The organism is Marinobacter panjinensis, assembly GCF_005298175.1.
Lineage (GTDB): Bacteria > Pseudomonadota > Gammaproteobacteria > Pseudomonadales > Oleiphilaceae > Marinobacter > Marinobacter panjinensis.
Map to the genome: position 1 here is coordinate 1,058,398 of NZ_SZYH01000001.1, position 16,352 is coordinate 1,074,749.

13 protein-coding genes are annotated in these 16,352 nt (G+C 57.8%); 9 read left to right on the forward strand and 4 right to left on the reverse strand.

Annotation, left to right across the window (positions count from 1 at the left end; genetic code table 11):
- Window positions 1–3 precede the first annotated feature (3 nt).
- The 9 genes from FDP08_RS04770 to FDP08_RS04810 all read left to right on the forward strand — a co-directional run bounded on the left by FDP08_RS04770 (window position 4) and on the right by FDP08_RS04810 (window position 10,958).
- Window positions 4–786 carry a fumarylacetoacetate hydrolase family protein gene (locus tag FDP08_RS04770; RefSeq protein ID WP_137434866.1) on the forward strand — a complete coding sequence of 261 codons (783 nt, stop codon included), beginning with the start codon at window positions 4–6 and terminating at the stop codon, window positions 784–786.
- A gap of 18 nt (window positions 787–804) precedes the next feature.
- Window positions 805–2,340, forward strand: coding sequence for a 5-carboxymethyl-2-hydroxymuconate semialdehyde dehydrogenase (gene hpaE, locus FDP08_RS04775; RefSeq protein WP_137434867.1), 1,536 nt, complete (start codon window positions 805–807; stop codon window positions 2,338–2,340).
- A gap of 82 nt (window positions 2,341–2,422) precedes the next feature.
- Window positions 2,423–3,343, forward strand: coding sequence for a 4-hydroxyphenylacetate catabolism regulatory protein HpaA (gene hpaA, locus FDP08_RS04780; protein ID WP_137434868.1), 921 nt, complete (start codon window positions 2,423–2,425; stop codon window positions 3,341–3,343).
- Between the two features lie 94 nt (window positions 3,344–3,437).
- Entirely contained in the window at window positions 3,438–3,860 is a 423-nt protein-coding gene (gene hpaR, locus FDP08_RS04785; protein WP_137434869.1) for a homoprotocatechuate degradation operon regulator HpaR, read from the forward strand.
- A 136-nt stretch (window positions 3,861–3,996) separates the two neighbouring features.
- On the forward strand, window positions 3,997–5,427 hold the full coding sequence (locus tag FDP08_RS04790; protein WP_137434870.1) for an aldehyde dehydrogenase family protein: 1,431 nt from the start codon (window positions 3,997–3,999) through the stop codon (window positions 5,425–5,427).
- Window positions 5,428–5,440: 13 nt separating this feature from the next.
- Window positions 5,441–6,643, forward strand: a complete 1,203-nt coding sequence (locus FDP08_RS04795) for a multidrug effflux MFS transporter (RefSeq protein ID WP_137434871.1) — start codon at window positions 5,441–5,443, stop codon at window positions 6,641–6,643.
- Between the two features lie 10 nt (window positions 6,644–6,653).
- Window positions 6,654–7,871 (forward strand): Bcr/CflA family multidrug efflux MFS transporter, encoded by a 1,218-nt coding sequence (locus FDP08_RS04800; protein WP_137434872.1) that lies wholly within the window; start codon window positions 6,654–6,656, stop codon window positions 7,869–7,871.
- Between the two features lie 199 nt (window positions 7,872–8,070).
- Window positions 8,071–8,997, forward strand: a complete 927-nt coding sequence (hpaD, locus tag FDP08_RS04805; RefSeq protein ID WP_137434873.1) for a 3,4-dihydroxyphenylacetate 2,3-dioxygenase — start codon at window positions 8,071–8,073, stop codon at window positions 8,995–8,997.
- A 59-nt stretch (window positions 8,998–9,056) separates the two neighbouring features.
- Window positions 9,057–10,958: an FAD-binding monooxygenase gene (locus FDP08_RS04810; RefSeq protein ID WP_137434874.1), complete on the forward strand. Its 1,902-nt coding sequence runs from the start codon at window positions 9,057–9,059 to the stop codon at window positions 10,956–10,958.
- A gap of 230 nt (window positions 10,959–11,188) precedes the next feature.
- On the opposite strand, the gene FDP08_RS04815 is transcribed toward FDP08_RS04810, so the two are convergent.
- From FDP08_RS04815 to FDP08_RS04830, 4 genes are read right to left on the reverse strand one after another with little or no spacing between them, the layout of a single operon-like run.
- Window positions 11,189–12,181 carry a zinc-dependent alcohol dehydrogenase family protein gene (locus FDP08_RS04815; RefSeq protein ID WP_137434875.1) on the reverse strand — a complete coding sequence of 331 codons (993 nt, stop codon included), beginning with the start codon at window positions 12,179–12,181 and terminating at the stop codon, window positions 11,189–11,191.
- 23 nt (window positions 12,182–12,204) lie between these two features.
- Window positions 12,205–12,951, reverse strand: a complete 747-nt coding sequence (locus FDP08_RS04820) for a sulfite exporter TauE/SafE family protein (RefSeq protein WP_137434876.1) — start codon at window positions 12,949–12,951, stop codon at window positions 12,205–12,207.
- Window positions 12,948–15,110: a TRAP transporter permease gene (locus tag FDP08_RS04825; protein ID WP_137434877.1), complete on the reverse strand. Its 2,163-nt coding sequence runs from the start codon at window positions 15,108–15,110 to the stop codon at window positions 12,948–12,950. The genes FDP08_RS04820 and FDP08_RS04825 overlap by 4 nt, the downstream gene beginning before the upstream one ends.
- Window positions 15,111–15,112: 2 nt before the next feature.
- Window positions 15,113–16,120 (reverse strand): TAXI family TRAP transporter solute-binding subunit, encoded by a 1,008-nt coding sequence (locus tag FDP08_RS04830; protein WP_137434878.1) that lies wholly within the window; start codon window positions 16,118–16,120, stop codon window positions 15,113–15,115.
- Window positions 16,121–16,352 lie beyond the last annotated feature (232 nt).

A 16,352-nucleotide genomic window follows, 5' to 3' on the forward strand; every position in this document is an offset into this window, starting at 1 on the left:
GCCATGAGACACGCACGCATCATTTTTGACGGCCGTGAGCTGGACATCGACATCGATACCAACGATCGCATCACCACCACTGACGGCGAGGTGCTGGACGTTGCACTGGATTCGAACGATATCACCTGGCTGGCGCCGGTAAAGGACCCCGGCACCATCTTCGCGCTGGGCCTGAACTACGCCGACCACGCCACCGAGCTGTCGTTCGAACCGCCCAAGGAACCACTGGTTTTCATCAAGCATGCCAATACCCTGACCGGGCACAAGCAGGTCAGCTACCGCCCCGACAACATCGAGTTCCAGCATTACGAATGCGAACTGGTGGCGGTGATCGGTAAAACCGGCAAGAACATCAGGCGCGAAGATGCAATGGACTATGTTGCCGGCTACACGGTCTGCAACGACTTCGCAATCCGCGACTATCTGGAGAACTACTATCGCCCCAACCTGCGGGTAAAGAGCCGGGACTCCCTGTTGCCGATGGGACCGTGGATTGTTGATCGCGAGGACGTGGCGGACGCCAACAACCTGCGCCTGACTACCGAAGTCAACGGCAAGATCACCCAGGACGGCTCCACCAGCGATATGATCTTCGACGTTCCCTTTCTGGTGGAATACCTGAGCAAGATCATGACCCTGAACCCGGGTGACATGATCGCCACCGGTACCCCCCACGGTGTGGTCGACATGCAGCCCGGCGACACCGTGATCTGCACCATCGAAAACATCTGCTCACTGGAGACACGCATCGTCTCCGAAAAAGAGTACTTCGGCGACAAATACTGAGCCTTCAGGAGAACGATCATGAGTGAAACACAAGCGACCAACCTGGAACGTGCCCAACGCTACCTGGAGCGCTTCAGAAACAACACCACCGGCCATTACATCAACGGTGAGTTCACCCTGGGTAACGGCGGCAAGGAATACGACAACATCACGCCGACCGACAATACCCCCATCGGTAAGGTCATGGCCGGGTCAACCGACGATATGGATGCCGCCTGCAAGGCTGCCGAAGATGCCTTTGAAGCCTGGGCCGCCACACCGGGCGCCGAGCGCAAGCGACTCCTCAACAAATTCGCCGACCGCCTGGTCGAGCGTGCTGACGAAATCGCCCTGGTCGAGGCCATGGACTGCGGCCAGGCCATCCGTTTCATGAAAAAGGCTGCCGAGCGCGGCGCCGCCAATTTCCGCTTCTTTGCTGACAAGGCGCCGGAAGCCCAGGATGGCCTCGCCCTCCAGCAACCGGAACATACCAACTTTACGATCCGAAAGGCGATTGGTCCGGTGGGCATCATCACGCCCTGGAATACGCCGTTCATGCTGTCTACCTGGAAAATCGCTCCGGCTCTGGCGGCAGGCTGTACCGTTGTCCACAAGCCGGCCGAACTGACCCCGCTGAGTGCGCATATCCTCGCCGAGATCGCCAATGAAACCCTGCCCAAAGGCGTCTGGAACATGGTCAATGGCTTCGGCGAGAGCGTCGGCAAATGTATGACCGAACATCCCGCAATCAAGGCTGTGGCGCTGGTGGGAGAATCCGCCACTGGTTCCCACGTCATGCGCCAGGGTGCCGATACCCTTAAACGCATGCATTTCGAACTGGGTGGAAAGAACCCGGTCATTGTGTTTGATGACGCCGACTTCGATCGAGCGCTGGACGCAGTTGTGTTCATGATCTACAGCCTCAACGGCCAGCGCTGTACGTCTTCTAGCCGATTGCTGATCCAGAGTGGCATTCGTGACAAGTTCATGGCCGCATTGGAGCAGCGGGTTCGCAACCTTAAGGTTGGCCACCCGCTGGACCCGAACACGGAAGTCGGTCCGCTGGTACACAAAGAGCACTACGACAAGGTGCTGAGCTATTTCGACATCGCCAGAGAAGATGGCGCCAACATCGCCGTGGGTGGCCAGCGCATCACCGAGGCGAACGGTGATCTGGATCCGGCCGGCAACTACCTGGAGCCGACCCTGTTCACCGAAGCCAGCAGCAGGATGCGCATCGCGCAGGAAGAGATTTTCGGGCCGGTGCTGACCACCATCACCTTCGACACCGAAGAGGAAGCGATCGCAATCGCCAACGATACGGAATACGGCCTGTCAGGGTACATCTGGACCGAAAATACCGGTCGGGCCATGCGCATGGCCCGGCATGTCGAGGCTGGCATGTTGTGGGTGAACTCCGAGAACAGCCGCAACCTGCCCTCCCCGTTCGGCGGTACCAAGATGTCCGGCATCGGCCGTGACGGCGGCGACTGGAGCTTCGACTTCTACATGGAAACCAAGAACGTCTGCATCGCGCACGGTACTCACCGGGTACCACAGCTTGGCAAGGGCTGATGCGCATCCCAGACCAAACCAGCCGGTCCCCGTGTCGCTGCACGGGGACCGGGCGCCCTCAAAAAGCTGCTATATTCGCCTCATGAGCGAAGAAAATCATACCGAATGGATTCCCAACATCATCCTGGGTCAGGATTACGACAGACGTTATCTGGATGCCCCCATACATTATGATGTGTTGGAAAATCTGGCTGCGTTCTATGGCCGCGACATGCCGGTGCACCGCCATGCCCAGTATGTCCAGATTCACTATATCGATCATGGCGCGATCGATTTTCATATCGATGACAAGGTCTACGAAGTAACCGGGCCCAGTTGTTTCTTTACGCCGGCATCCATTCCCCATTCCTTCCGCACCGATCCCAGTGCCCGTGGACACGTCCTGACAATTCATCAGTCCCTGGTATGGCAACTCATGCAGGACAACGTCGGTCGCGAAATCGATGCCAGCCTCACCGAAGGCATCTGTCTGGAACGGGACCGGCTCCCCAGAGGACAGAAAGCCCAATGGACACTGCTGGTCCGAGTACTGCAAGATATCCAGATGGAATGGTCTTCGGATCAGGTGGCGAAGGAACTGGCAATGAAGAGTCTGGTCCGGCTGTTACTGATCCGCATGGCCCGGCTTTCTTTTAAACGGTCCGCCAGCAGAACCGTAAACAGTGAGGATCTGCGGCTGTTCCGTTATTTTGCCAATATGATAGAGGAGCACTATCAGGAGCAGTGGCATCTGCCTCGCTACACTACGGAAATGGCGATTTCGGAAAGCCGGTTGAATCAGACCTGTCAGCGAATTGCCAACAGGTCCCCCAAACGGCTGATCCACGACCGGGTGATTCAGGAAAGCAAGCGCCTGCTGATTTTCAGCAATCTTTCCAGTAACGAGATTTGCTACCAGCTTGGCTTCTCCGATCCTGCTTACTTCTCACGTTTCTTCAAGAAGCATACCGGTATGACCGCCCAGCAATTCCGCAAAGACATGGCGGTCCACAGAACACACTAGACATTCCTTAATATATTAATAAAATGATCCATTGCTCATTTTCGCAACGACTAGCAGAACCCCCAGAGACTGGACGACTAAGGTAACTCAATACATGCGCAAGTTTGATGACTCGCTTCCCCTGCGGCTACTCAAGGCCCGCGAGGCTGCCATGGGCTTTTTCCGCCCGCTTCTCCAGGAGATCCCTCTTACCGAACAGCAATGGCGTGTCATCCGGGCTCTCAACGAATTCGAGGAACTGGAGTCGAAACAACTTGCAGAACTCTGCTGCATCCTCAGCCCCAGCCTTACCGGAATCATCAACCGGCTGGAACAGCAGGGTTACATAAAACGCCGAAAGTCCAGCGAGGATCAGCGCCGAATCCTGCTCAGCCTGACTGAAAAATCCAAGGAGATGTTCGCCAGAATGAGCCCTCTCCTCGAAACACGCTACCAGGAAATGACTGAGCGTTTCTCGCCTGAGGACATGAAAAAACTAGAAGAGTTGCTGAACAAACTCTGCGATCTGAAACCCTGAAGCACCTTTCTGAACCAGCGATCCCCTGATCTGAAGACATTGACATTAGATAATATGTTAACTAAATTTGTACTTAATATATTAACTATCTTGGAGTGGCAGAACCCGCTCCTCGTCAGATGGAGATCACCTCGTAATGCTTCAAGAAAGTTACCCGTACTTCCTCGCCAACACCCCGGTGTCGCCAAATCAGGACCTGGTGGTGTACGACAAGTATTCCGGTGAAATAGCCGCCCGGGTGGCACTGGCTGATGCCGAAGCCATTGATCAGGCAGTTGCAGCGGCCACTTCGGCGGCCGAGCCGATGCGCAAGCTGCCCGCCTACAAGCGCCAGGCGATTCTTTACCACTGCGTCAAGCGCTTCGAAGAACGCTCCGAGGAACTGGCCGAGGCACTGTGCATCGAGGCCGGCAAGCCGATCAGGGATGCCCGTGGCGAGGTCACCCGGCTGATCGATACTTTCCGCATTGCCGGCGAGGAAGCTGTACGTATCGGCGGCGAAGTAGTACCGATGGACATCAACCCACGCGCCGAAGGCTACACCGGCATGTGGAAGCGGGTACCCATTGGCCCATGTTCGTTTATTTCACCGTTCAACTTCCCGCTGAACCTGGCCGCGCACAAGGTGGCACCGGCGCTGGCAGCGGGCTGCCCTTTTATCCTGAAACCCGCCAGCCTGACTCCGATCGGCGCACTGATCATCGGTGAAGTCCTGGCGGAAACCGATCTGCCCAAAGGGGCATTTTCCATCCTGCCCTGCCGCCGTGATGGCGCCGACCTGTTCACCACAGATGACCGGCTCAAGCTGCTAAGCTTCACCGGTTCGCCAGAAGTGGGCTGGGCCCTCAAGGCCCGCGCCGGCAAAAAGCCAGTCGTGCTGGAACTCGGCGGAAATGCCGCCTGTATCGTCGACGAGGGCAGTGACATTAACGACGCCGTGGCCCGCATTGTTTTTGGCGCCTATTACCAGTCCGGCCAGAGCTGCATCAGCGTGCAGCGCATCATTGTGCATGAATCCCACTACGACGAAGTACGGGAGAAACTGAGCACTGCCGTCAATGGACTGGTCCATGGCGACCCCAAGGACGAAAGCACCTTTATCGGCCCGATGATCTCCGAGAAGGAGGCCACCCGCCTGCATGACTGGGTGCTGGAGGCGAAGGAAGCGGGCGCCACGGTGCTGGCCGGTGGTGAGCGCGGCGGTGCCATGCTGCAGGCCACCCTGCTGGAAAACGTGCCCGTGAACACCAATGTGAACTGCCAGGAGGCGTTCGGTCCGGTGGCGATCCTGTCCCGATTCAGCGATTTCGATGCGGCCCTGGACGAAATCAACAACTCCGATTTCGGTCTGCAGGCCGGCATCTTTACTCGGGATATCTACAAGATTCAGAGTGCCTGGGACAAACTTGAGGTCGGTGGTGTTGTTATCGGTGACGTACCGTCCTGGCGCGTGGACCACATGCCTTATGGCGGCGTCAAGGACAGCGGTCTTGGTCGTGAGGGTGTGCGCTACGCCATTGAGGACATGACCGAACTGCGCCTGCTGGTCATCCGCGACCCATACTGAGACATCGTCGAATATGATTGCTGATACCCCGGTGCGCGCACCGTCCATCGCACTGATGACGCTGATCGCCATGGCGAGCCCGTTGGCGCTCAACCTCTTCGTGCCGGCGATGCCGGACGCGGCCCGGGAGCTGCAGACCGATGTCAGTGTGATCCAGTTGAGCTTTACCGCTTACCTGTTCACGCTGGCGTTCGGCCAGTTGTTGTCCGGCCCGCTGGCCGACCACTTCGGACGTCGTCCAATCCTGCTGGGGGGGCTGGTTTTCCACACCCTCGGGAGCCTGCTGGCGGCCCTCGCACCCGATGTGACTCAGCTGATCTCTGGCCGCGTATTGCAGGCACTCGGTGGCAGTGCCGCTATGGTCATGGCACGCACAATCATCATCGACATCTATGGTCGCGAGGGAGCCTCCGCCCGCATGGGTTATGTCGTTATGGCAATTGCCACTGCCCAGACAATCGCCCCGACGGTCGGGGGCTTTCTGAATCTCTGGGCGGGATGGAATTCCATCTTCTATGTTTCCCTGGGCATGGGCGGCGTCGCACTTCTTGTCGCCACGCTGCAGTTGCCGGAAACCTGCTGTGTGAGGAGCGACAGCCTGAGGTTGGGGCCGGTCATCCGGCGTTATGCCAGTGTCTTCAACTCGGAGGGGTATATTGGCTATGCTCTCTCCACCACCTGCATCGCCGCGGCATTCTATATGTTCGTTGGCACCGCACCCTATATCGTCGACGACCTCGGTGGTAACTCTGCGCTGTTTGGCACCTGGTTCCTGACGGTGTCGCTGGCATTTATGGCAGGCAGTTTCTTGTCGACGCGGGTGGCCTCGCACGCCGGTACCGATCAGGTGCTGTTGTCAGGTAATGTGCTCTCGCTGACCGGCGGACTGACACTGCTCGGCTTCACGCTTGGTAGTACGCTGACCTATGCCACGCTGTTTCTTCCGATGGCGCTGGTAACTTTCGGCCGCGGATTGAGCCAACCCAATGCCCAGTCCGCTGCAATCTGCTGTTCGCCAACATCCGCGGCCACCGCCTCCGGGCTGATGGGGTTTATCCAACTGTTGGCCGGAGCCGTGATTGCCCAGTTGATGCCATTGCTGCTCGGCAAAGGCGTACTACCGATTGCGGTTTGCATATTTCTGGCACCTGTAGCTGCTCTCGGTGCCCACTATTACGCGATAACTCGCCAGCGCAGCCCGGAAGCAGAAGCTTGAGGGGGGTATTGTGGTTTCGTTAAAACATCCCCGACGACTGATCGTCCTACTGGCCGCACTACAGGCGTTCGGCCCGCTTTCCATCGACATGTATCTCCCAGGGCTGCCACTCATCGCTGCTGACCTCCAGAGCCCGGAAAGCAGTATCCAACTGACTATCACGACGTTCCTCTTAGGCCTGTTCATTGGCATGCTGCTCTATGGCCCTCTGTCCGACAAATATGGCCGACGCCCACTGCTCCTTGGCGGCATTTCCCTGTACCTGCTCGCCAGTCTCGGCTGTATTCTCGCCCGCGACGCCAATCAACTCATTTCACTACGTTTCGTCCAGGCTTTGGGCGGCGCAGCCGCTTCCGTTCTCGGCCGGGCGGTAGTTCGCGACCTGTTTCCAGTCAACGAGGCGGCCCGTATTCTGTCACTGATGCACCTGATCACCATGATCGCAACCCTGATAGCGCCGTTGCTCGGCGGTTACCTTTTGCTGATCTATGGCTGGCGCGCCCTTTTTGTCGCCCTGATGATATTTGCCGGTACAGTTCTCGCCATTACAGCCTTCAAGGTGCCGGAAACCAATACGGGGAACGCCCGAAATGCCACTATTCCCGCTGTCTTCGCGGCCTATTTCCGCATCATTCGTCACCCGCTGGCGCTCGGCTACATCCTGTGCATGTCCTTTTCCTTCGCCGGCATGTTTGCCTACATCACCGCATCGCCGTTCGTTTACATTAACTACTTCGGCGTGCAACCCCAGCAATATGCCTGGCTTTTCAGCCTCAATATTGGCGGCGTCATTCTCTTTGTCACCGTCAACGCCCGCACGGTCCGCCGAACCGGTCCCCGCATGATGCTCCTGATTGGGGCCGGCACTGCCGCCGCCTCCGGAACCGCACTTTTGGTAACCGGACTGCTGGGCATCGGAGGACTGCCAGCCATTGTTGCCGGGCTGTTTGGATATGTCGGAGTAACCGGTGTCCTGGGGGCAAACTGCATGGCGAGCCTGCTGCAGCATTATCCCCAACAGGCAGGGGCCGCGGCCGGGCTCGCCGTAGCGACACAATTCGGACTCGGGGCTCTGGCAAGCTCCCTGGTCAGCGCTCTCCACGACGGCACACCGCTACCGATGACACTGGTCGTCGGTCTGGCAGGCCTGCTTTCGGCCTCAGCCCTGGCGGTGGCACTGCTCTCCGAGAGACTGTCGGCACATGCCTCGCCCAAAAGCGCAGGATAAGAGAAAGGAAATCAGGCAATTCCGGGAAGGCAAAACCGAAAAATGCAAGTTTTAACGTGAATACTACATTTCCTGTTGCAGAGGAGCCGAGAATAATTGAGTTACTGAAACTGGAATCAGGCGCTGCCATTCAAAATCAATAACAAGGCACGTTGTCACCCAATGTACCCACAAAGTTCAACAACAAAAGGAAACTGTCATGGGAAAACTCGCGCTTGCAGCTAAGATCACGCATGTGCCGTCCATGTATCTATCCGAGCTGGACGGTCCGCAGAAGGGCTTTCGCCAACCGGCCATCGACGGCCATATCGAGATCGGCCGCCGCTGCCGTGAACTGGGCGTGGATACCATTGTCGTATTCGATACCCACTGGCTGGTAAACGCCAACTACCACATCAATTGTGGCGCCCACTTCAAAGGTAATTACACCAGTGGTGAGCTGCCTCACTTCATCTCCAATATGAAGTTTGAATACGACGGCAACCCTGAGCTCGGCAAACTGCTGGCCGCCGAATGCAATGCTCAGGGCGTGGAAACACTGGCGCATGACAAAACCACCCTCGATCCTGAGTACGGTACTCTGGTACCGATGCGCTATATGAACGAAGACCGCCATTTCAAGGTGATCTCGGTCTCTGCCCTGTGCACCGTGCACTACCTGAATGACAGTGCCCGTCTGGGCTGGGCAATGCGCAAGGCAATTGAAGAACACTACGATGGCACCGTAGCCATTTTTGCCAGCGGCTCATTGTCTCACCGCTTTGCCCAGAACGGTCAGGCACCGAAGTTCGCCACCAAAACCTGGTCTCCATTCCTGGAACGCCTGGATCACGATGTGGTTCGGATGTGGGAAAACGGCGAGTGGGAAGACTTCTGCGAAATGTTGCCCGAATACGCTGTAAAAGGTCACGGTGAAGGCTTTATGCACGATACCGCCATGCTGCTGGGCGCACTGGGCTGGTCCGAGTACGACCAGAAAGCGGAAGTACTTACCCCTTACTTCGGCAGCTCAGGGACTGGCCAGATCAACGCCGTGTTCCCGGTGTCCAAGGTCAGCGGCGACAAGGTGCCTGCTCCACAGGCCTCAGTCACCGAGTCATTTATTCCCGGTTCAAGCCGCATCTGAGGGCAAATCGGTCTCAGTATTATCCGGCCGGACCCAAAAAACAAAAAGGAGAAGTAACAATGCAGTTTCACCACCACGGATACGTATCCAGCGACCCGAGGATCGAGGAGGCATCCGGCACGGGCATTAATCGCCCCGAGACGCTACCGAATGTTGTGGATGTTCTTATCGTCGGCAGCGGTCCTGCCGGCGTGATTGCCGCCGCTCAGTTGGCGAAGTTCCCGAACATCAATACCCGAATTATCGAACGGCGCCCCGCGCGACTGGAAATCGGCCAGGCCGACGGCATCCAGGCACGCAGTGTCGAGACATTCCAGGCATTCGGTTTTGCCGGAAGAATCACCGACGAGGCCTACCGTATTACCGAGATGGCCTTTTGGAGCCCGGACGCCGATAACCCATCGCATATTGCTCGATCCTCGGTGGCGCCGGACGATCCCACCGGTGAAATCAGCGAGTTTCCCCATCTAATCGTCAACCAGGCCAGGGTCCTCGATTACTTCACCGAGTTCGCCAAAAACGCGCCCGCCCGGCTGACCCCCGACTACGGCCTGGAATTCGTCGGGCTGGAGATTCACGACGGCGAGGACTATCCCGTCGAAGTAACATTGCGCCATACCGCGGGCGATAAAGAAGGGCAGGAATGCACGGTGAAAGCCAAATACGTCATCGGTTGCGATGGCGCGCACAGTCGCGTTCGTGAATCGATTGGCCGCAAGCATATCGGCGCGGTGTCGAATCATGCCTGGGGTGTCATGGATGTACTGGCCACCACCGACTTCCCGGACATTCGCACCAAGTGTGCCATTCAGTCATCAACCGGTGGCAGTATTTTGCACATTCCCCGTGAAGGCGGTCACCTGTTCCGGATGTACGTCGACCTCGGCGAAGTCCCCGAGGATGACAACCACCAGATACGCCAGACTACCCTGGAGACCACTGTCAAGAAGGCCAACCAGATCCTGCACCCCTATACCCTCGAGGTGAAGAACTGCGCCTGGTACACCGTCTACGAGGTTGGCCACCGAGTGACCGACAAATTCGATGACGTCCCACCCGGCGAAGAAGACTCTCGGGATCCGCGAGTCTTTATCACCGGTGACGCCTGCCACACCCACAGCGCCAAAGCTGGTCAGGGCATGAATGTGTCCATGCAGGACGGTTGGAACATCGCCTGGAAGCTGGGCCATGTGCTCTCCGGCATTGCGCCCGAATCTCTGCTCAGTACTTATTCGAGTGAACGTCAGGTTGTCGCGCAGAACCTGATCGACTTCGACCGGGAATGGTCGAGCTTGATGGCCAAGCCCGCCAAGGAGTTCGAGGATCCGAGAGAACTTGCGGATTTCTATGTCAAAACCGCGGAATTTCCGGCGGGCTTCATGACCGAGTACACGGAGTCGATGATTACTGGCACCACAGAACATCAGAACCTGGCCACCGGCTTCCCCGTTGGCAAACGGTTCAAATCGGAGCGGGTGACGCGCGTTTGCGATGGTAATGACGTCCACCTGGGTCACCATGCTACCGCCGACGGCCGTTGGCGGATCTATGCCTTTGCGGACAAGGCGCGTCCCGGAGAGGATTCCCGTTTGTCCGCCTGGGCGGAATGGCTGGTCAGCTCACCCGACTCGCCGGTTGTGAAGTACACCCCCGAGGGCTGGGACCTGGACAGCATCTTTGACGTCAAGGTGATCTACCAACGACCCCATGGCGAGATCGAATTCGGCCCGAACATACCGGCCATTTTTGCGCCAAAGGTGGGGCCCTTCCAAGTAACTGACTATGAAAAGGTCTACGCCATCGATCCGGACGTCGACATTTTCGAAACGCGCGGTATCGACGGAAACGGAGCCGTTGTCGTAGTGCGACCGGACCATTACGTTTCGCAGGTGCTTTCACTTGGTGACGTTGATGAGCTTGCCACGTTCTTCGACGGGGCCCTGCACCGCCGCTCCCGGTGATGATGCGCATTGAATGCGCATAGCAAGATGGGAAGGCTCCGGCAAAACTCAGGGATGAGTTGGTGCCATTGAACTAACGGATTCCATTGCTAAGTGCGGGATTCTGCCCAGCTTTAAGCAGCCCCATATGGGGCTGTTTTTCGTTGGCGCGCCCGTCAGGCGCTGCGCGCGATGCCCCGCGCACCACAAAAAAGGTTCCCTCCCGCTGCCGAGTATATGGAGCTGGCCGCTCACCGCTCGAGAAGAATTTTTCCCACAGCCAGGCCGGACTCAATACGGCGATGGGCCTCACCAACCTGACCAAACGCATACCGCTGCTCATCCAGCAGCGGACGCACCCCGCCCCGCTCCAGCATGTCGCTCAGCGCCGCCATCAACCGGGGCTGATCATCCATACCGATACCGTGAAGGAGTGGAATGGAACGAAAAATTACATGCAGGCTAAGGCTTTTGGCATGCATGAGTGTCAGGTCGTGGGTGGAACGGGTATTGATGGAGCACAAGCGCCCGCAAATTGCCGTGGCCTCGATGGACCGGTCAACATTCTCACCGCCCACGGTGTCAAACACCAGGCTGAACCCCCGGCCCTCAGTCAGCCGCTGACTGTAATCCCCCACCGCCTCTTCCCGGTAGAAAATAATATCGTCGGCCCCCAGATCCCGGGCCATGTCCGCCTTGTCTTCCGTCGACACGGTTGTCGCGACACGGGCGCCCATCGCCTTCGCTATCTGGATCGCCACATGCCCCACGCCCCCGGTCCCGGCATGGATCAGCACATGCTCGCCCGACTGTATACCGGCCCGATCCACCAGCGCGCTCCACGCGGTCAGGAACACCAGCGGTAACGCAGCGCATTCCGCCAGAGATAACGAAATTGCTGGTGTTCGCTTTGCCAGCAACCGGACATCGGCGACCATGTAATCAGCCAGGGCGCCCTGCCAGCCACGGACACCACCGGCACAGCCGAACACTTCATCGCCGACTGCCAATGACGTGACACCGGGGCCGACCTTATCTATCACACCGGCGACATCACCATTGAGTATCGCCGGCAAAGCGGGCCCGGTTTTCACCAGGCCTGAACGGATTTTGGTTTCGATCGGGTTCACACTGGAGGCAAGAACCCTAATCCGGACCTGACCCTCGGCCGGCTCCGGTGTCGGCACCTCCCGTTCAACAAAAACTTCCGGCCCGCCAAACGCTTCAATAACCATGGCTCTCATGGCTGTTACCTCCCAGTCGTAAATTAATAAACGATGAGTCTGACCAGAATGGCTGCGACCATCCCCAGGGTGATCCACTTGACCCACCTGGCGCCTTCGTCACTCAGATTGACGCGAACTGCAATGAATGCACCGGTGATATTGCCAAGAGCCAGCGTCAGCCCCATACCCCACCGCACCTGGTCACTGATGGCGAAAATCAGCAGCGCCGGCAAGGTATACAGCAAGACTATGGAAACCTTGAATACGTTCACCTGGCGCAGGTCAATTTTCAGCATTCGGTACAGAACCACCAGGAAAAGCGCGCCAACGCCCACCTGTATGAAGCCGCCGTAGACACCAATCAGGAACATGGCCAGGTAGATAACAGGGCCAAGCCGGTCCGGCGTCAGCGGGCGGGTGTCCAGCATTGGCTGGGGCAGCAGCATAAACACAGAGGCGCCGATCATGGCGGTCACCAGCACAAATTCGAAGACTGCATCGGCCACCCAGGTGGCCACCCAGGCTCCCAGCAGCGAACCAACGACCGCCGGCACCGCCAGATGCAGGCTGACCACCAGGTTGCCATGCCCCATCCGATGGAAGCTGCCCACCGCAGTGATGCTCTGGAAGGTAATGGCGACCCGGTTGGTGCCGTTTGCCACTTGGGGTGGCAGCCCGAGAAACATAAGCAGCGGCAGTGTCAGCATGGACCCACCGGCAGACAACACATTAATGAAGCCGGCGAGACCACCGAGAGCAAGCAGGGCCAGGACATCAGTTACCGTCATGACTCAGCCCGGGCAACCTGCTCCAATGCCGGCGAAGCCCTGCCTCGGCGAGCGCTCCAGATCAGAATTGCCAAAAATATCACCACCCCGGCTCCATCCAGCAGAACCTGACCGTGGGGCCATAGCATGAGGGCCCCGATGGGGAACATCAGCAGCCGCACAACCGGGTGGAGCCTGTGCTCCAGATAGCCCTCAAGTCCGGCGACAATGGCATAGATGCCAAACAGGGCGAAACAGAATACCCGGATCATTTCGGTAAAGTCACCGGTAATCAATGGTGAATAGGCAAACAGCAGCGGCACAATATACAGGCCCTTGGCCAGCTTCCACGCAGTAAATCCGGTGCGCATCTGCGGTGTGCCCGCAATCGCCGCCGCTGCGAACGCGGTCAGGCAGACCGGCGGTGTCACATTGGAGTCCTGCGACAACCAGAAAATGATCATGTGAGCAGCCACCAGCACCATCGACAGGGTCGCCGGGGAAAGGGCCTGCTCCAACAGCTGGGTACTGAAAGTGTCCGGCACCACTGCCAGCAGCTGCTGAGCCGTGGCCAGCTCCATCGGCGCATTGAGCAGCTCCATTTTGTCGGGGGCTGCCAGCATGAAGATGGCTTTTGCCTGTTCCGGCAGGTTGCCATTCACCAGCAATTCCAGCACCTGGCCCTGGGCGATCAGGTTATAGATCGCGGGTGCCGATAGAGTCGCCAGTACAATGTAAGCCGCTGTAACCGGCAAGCCCATACCCAGAATCAGTGATGCCAGGGCGACAAGCAGGATTGTGATAACCAGGCTGCCACCGGCCCAGTCGGTAATCATCAGGGAAAAGGTATTTCCAATACCCGTAGTGGAGACCACCATCACGATCAGACCAACGGTAATCAGCAAAATCGCCGTGGTGGTTATGTTTCTTGCGCCCATGGCCAGCGCATCCAGAATATCCCGAAACCCCATAGGGTGCCTGGACAAACGGGACGCAACGATCACGGAAAGGATGGCGATGCCTGCGGCGTAGGTGGGCGTGAACCCATAAATCAGTGCTGCAATCAGCACGACCAGTGGCAACAGAAAATGCCAGCCGTCTTTCATCACCTCCTTCAGAGTGGGCGCTTCGTCGTCTTCCAGTTTGACCGCGTGGCTGCGTTTCGCCTCAATCCGCACGAACATGGCCACCGAGAGGAAGTACAACAGCGCAGGTAGCGCTGCCACGCCAATGATGGTCAGGTAGGAGACCTGGGTGTAAGAGGCCATGATAAACGCCCCGGCTCCCATCACCGGAGGCATCAGCTGGCCACCGGTGGATGCCGCCGCTTCAACGCCGGCAGCAAAGCGGGCCGGAAAGCCCGCTTTGCGCATCAGGGGTATAGTGATAACACCGGTCGACACGGTATTGGCGACACTGGAGCCGGATACCGATCCCATCAGCCCCGAGGAAAAGACCGCCACAAAGCCAGGGCCACCGACAAAGCGGCCGGCAGCACAGCGCGCCAACTCAATGATAAAATCGCCAGCGCCGGATTTGACGAGGAAGGCACCGAACAGGATAAACATGAACACGTAGGTCCAGGATATCCGTGCAATCGAGCCCAGCATGCCCTGGCCACCGAGGTAGGATCGGAACAGCACCGTTTCCCATGAAAGACCCGGAAAGTTGAAGATACCGTCAACATACTGCCCCCACCAGGCCACATAGGTCAGGGCCACCACACACAACAGCGGAATGAACCAGCCCACGGTCCTTCGGGCCAACTCCAGAATCAATACCACTGCAGCGATGGAGGCCATCCAGTCCGCCATATTGAAGTTGACGCCACGCTGGTAAAGGTCATCCTCAAAGAGGATCAGGTAAAAGGCGCAGGCCATTGCGACCAGACCAAGCACCACATCCACGCCCAGCACCACCCGCTGACCGGCAGCCGAGCGGGCCTTCAGCATCGGGTTGGTCAGGGTGCAGATCAGACCGAACAGGCCAAAGTGCAACGCCGATGTCCACAGGGTCGACAGCGTGGACAGGGTGTTGAAGTACAGGTGAATCAATGCAGCGCCAACGGCCAGCCAGAAGATCACCGGCCCGATCAGCCGGTGATCCAGTCGTTCCGCTGCATCGCTGATGCTTTCGTCGCGAACCTCCACCGGAGGTTCGCCCGTTTCCCGCTCAGCCACGATTACTCGGCAATCAGCCGATCAGGAATGGTGAGCCCCTGCTCCTGGTAAAACCGGACTGCGCCCGGATGAAGCGGCATGGGCAAACCGGCTATGGCCTTGTCCAGTGCCATCGCCTTTGTAGCCGGATGGATGTTGTTCAGGAACGGCAGATTGGCGTAGATCGTTTTCGTGATCTGGTAAACATCCTCTTCGGAAACGTCCGCACGCACGGCGAGGATATTGGGCTGGGCAATGGTCTCGATCGCCTCGTCCTGATTGGGGTAGGTGCCCGCCGGGATGGTGTACGGAGTCCACAGCTCGAAATCACTGTTCACCTCGGCCAACTGTTCCGTGGTGAAATTCAGGGTGGTAATGTCGCTGCCCATGTTGGCATAAGCCCGGGTGACCGCTGATGCCGGTACGCCGGCCGGGATGTTCATGCCATCGATATTGCCATTCTGCAGTGCGTCAGCACTGGGACCATAGCCGAGATACGCCAGATCGATCTTGTCCAGGTCAATGCCCACGTTGCCCAGGATAAAGCGTCCGGAGCCCTCAGTGCCGGAGTTCCGGGCACCAATGGAAAAGCTTTCGTCGTATAGATTGGTCATGTCGGCAATGGTGCCGGTGTCCGCCAATTCTTTGGACACCACGAAGTGTTCGACGTTTTGCCAGAGCATGGAGACGGAGCGGAGGTTCTTGTAGGCCTTTGGTACCGGTCCGGTACCATTCCAGGCATAGGCACCATAAAGGCCCTGGAGAATACCGAACTGAATCTGGTCCTCGTCCATCAGCTTGAGGTTCTCGCCGGAACCGGCAGAACTGATGGCAGACACGGAAATGTTGGTCGTGGGTTCAAGCTTTACCTTGATCAGCGTGGAAAGGGCAACGCCCACCGGGTAATAGGTACCTCCGGTCGTCGCGGTGCCCATTACGTAGTTGCCTTCGGCGTGCACCCCGGGAGAAAAGGAAAAAATGGCGGCTGCCAGTAAGCCCACGGTGGATTGCAGAAATCGGTTCTTGTTCATAATCCATTATCCTTTTGTGATTATTATCGTCCGCAACTGAGATCTCACCTTATTAAGGTAGTGGCTAAGTCTGGGATCTACCAGTTGATGCAACGAGTTCTAGACCTTGGTATGAGTCTTGATTTGCTCCGCAATAGTTCGCTGCTCCTAATGCAACAAACCCCCGCTGGTAGGCGGGGGTTTGTCGACAAACTCACAGGGCTCCTTGCTAAACCCTGCCATTTCTTCGGGC

What these genes read in the sequence shown, in the direction of transcription:
- FDP08_RS04770 (WP_137434866.1), top strand. Translation starts at nt 4, where the DNA reads ATGAGACACGCACGCATCATTTTTGACGGCCGTGAGCTGGACATCGAC.
- hpaE (WP_137434867.1), top strand. Translation starts at nt 805, where the DNA reads ATGAGTGAAACACAAGCGACCAACCTGGAACGTGCCCAACGCTACCTG.
- hpaA (WP_137434868.1), top strand. Translation starts at nt 2,423, where the DNA reads ATGAGCGAAGAAAATCATACCGAATGGATTCCCAACATCATCCTGGGT.
- hpaR (WP_137434869.1), top strand. Translation starts at nt 3,438, where the DNA reads ATGCGCAAGTTTGATGACTCGCTTCCCCTGCGGCTACTCAAGGCCCGC.
- FDP08_RS04790 (WP_137434870.1), top strand. Translation starts at nt 3,997, where the DNA reads ATGCTTCAAGAAAGTTACCCGTACTTCCTCGCCAACACCCCGGTGTCG.
- FDP08_RS04795 (WP_137434871.1), top strand. Translation starts at nt 5,441, where the DNA reads ATGATTGCTGATACCCCGGTGCGCGCACCGTCCATCGCACTGATGACG.
- hpaD (WP_137434873.1), top strand. Translation starts at nt 8,071, where the DNA reads ATGGGAAAACTCGCGCTTGCAGCTAAGATCACGCATGTGCCGTCCATG.
- FDP08_RS04810 (WP_137434874.1), top strand. Translation starts at nt 9,057, where the DNA reads ATGCAGTTTCACCACCACGGATACGTATCCAGCGACCCGAGGATCGAG.
- FDP08_RS04815 (WP_137434875.1), bottom strand. Translation starts at nt 12,181, where the DNA reads ATGAGAGCCATGGTTATTGAAGCGTTTGGCGGGCCGGAAGTTTTTGTT.
- FDP08_RS04820 (WP_137434876.1), bottom strand. Translation starts at nt 12,951, where the DNA reads ATGACGGTAACTGATGTCCTGGCCCTGCTTGCTCTCGGTGGTCTCGCC.
- FDP08_RS04830 (WP_137434878.1), bottom strand. Translation starts at nt 16,120, where the DNA reads ATGAACAAGAACCGATTTCTGCAATCCACCGTGGGCTTACTGGCAGCC.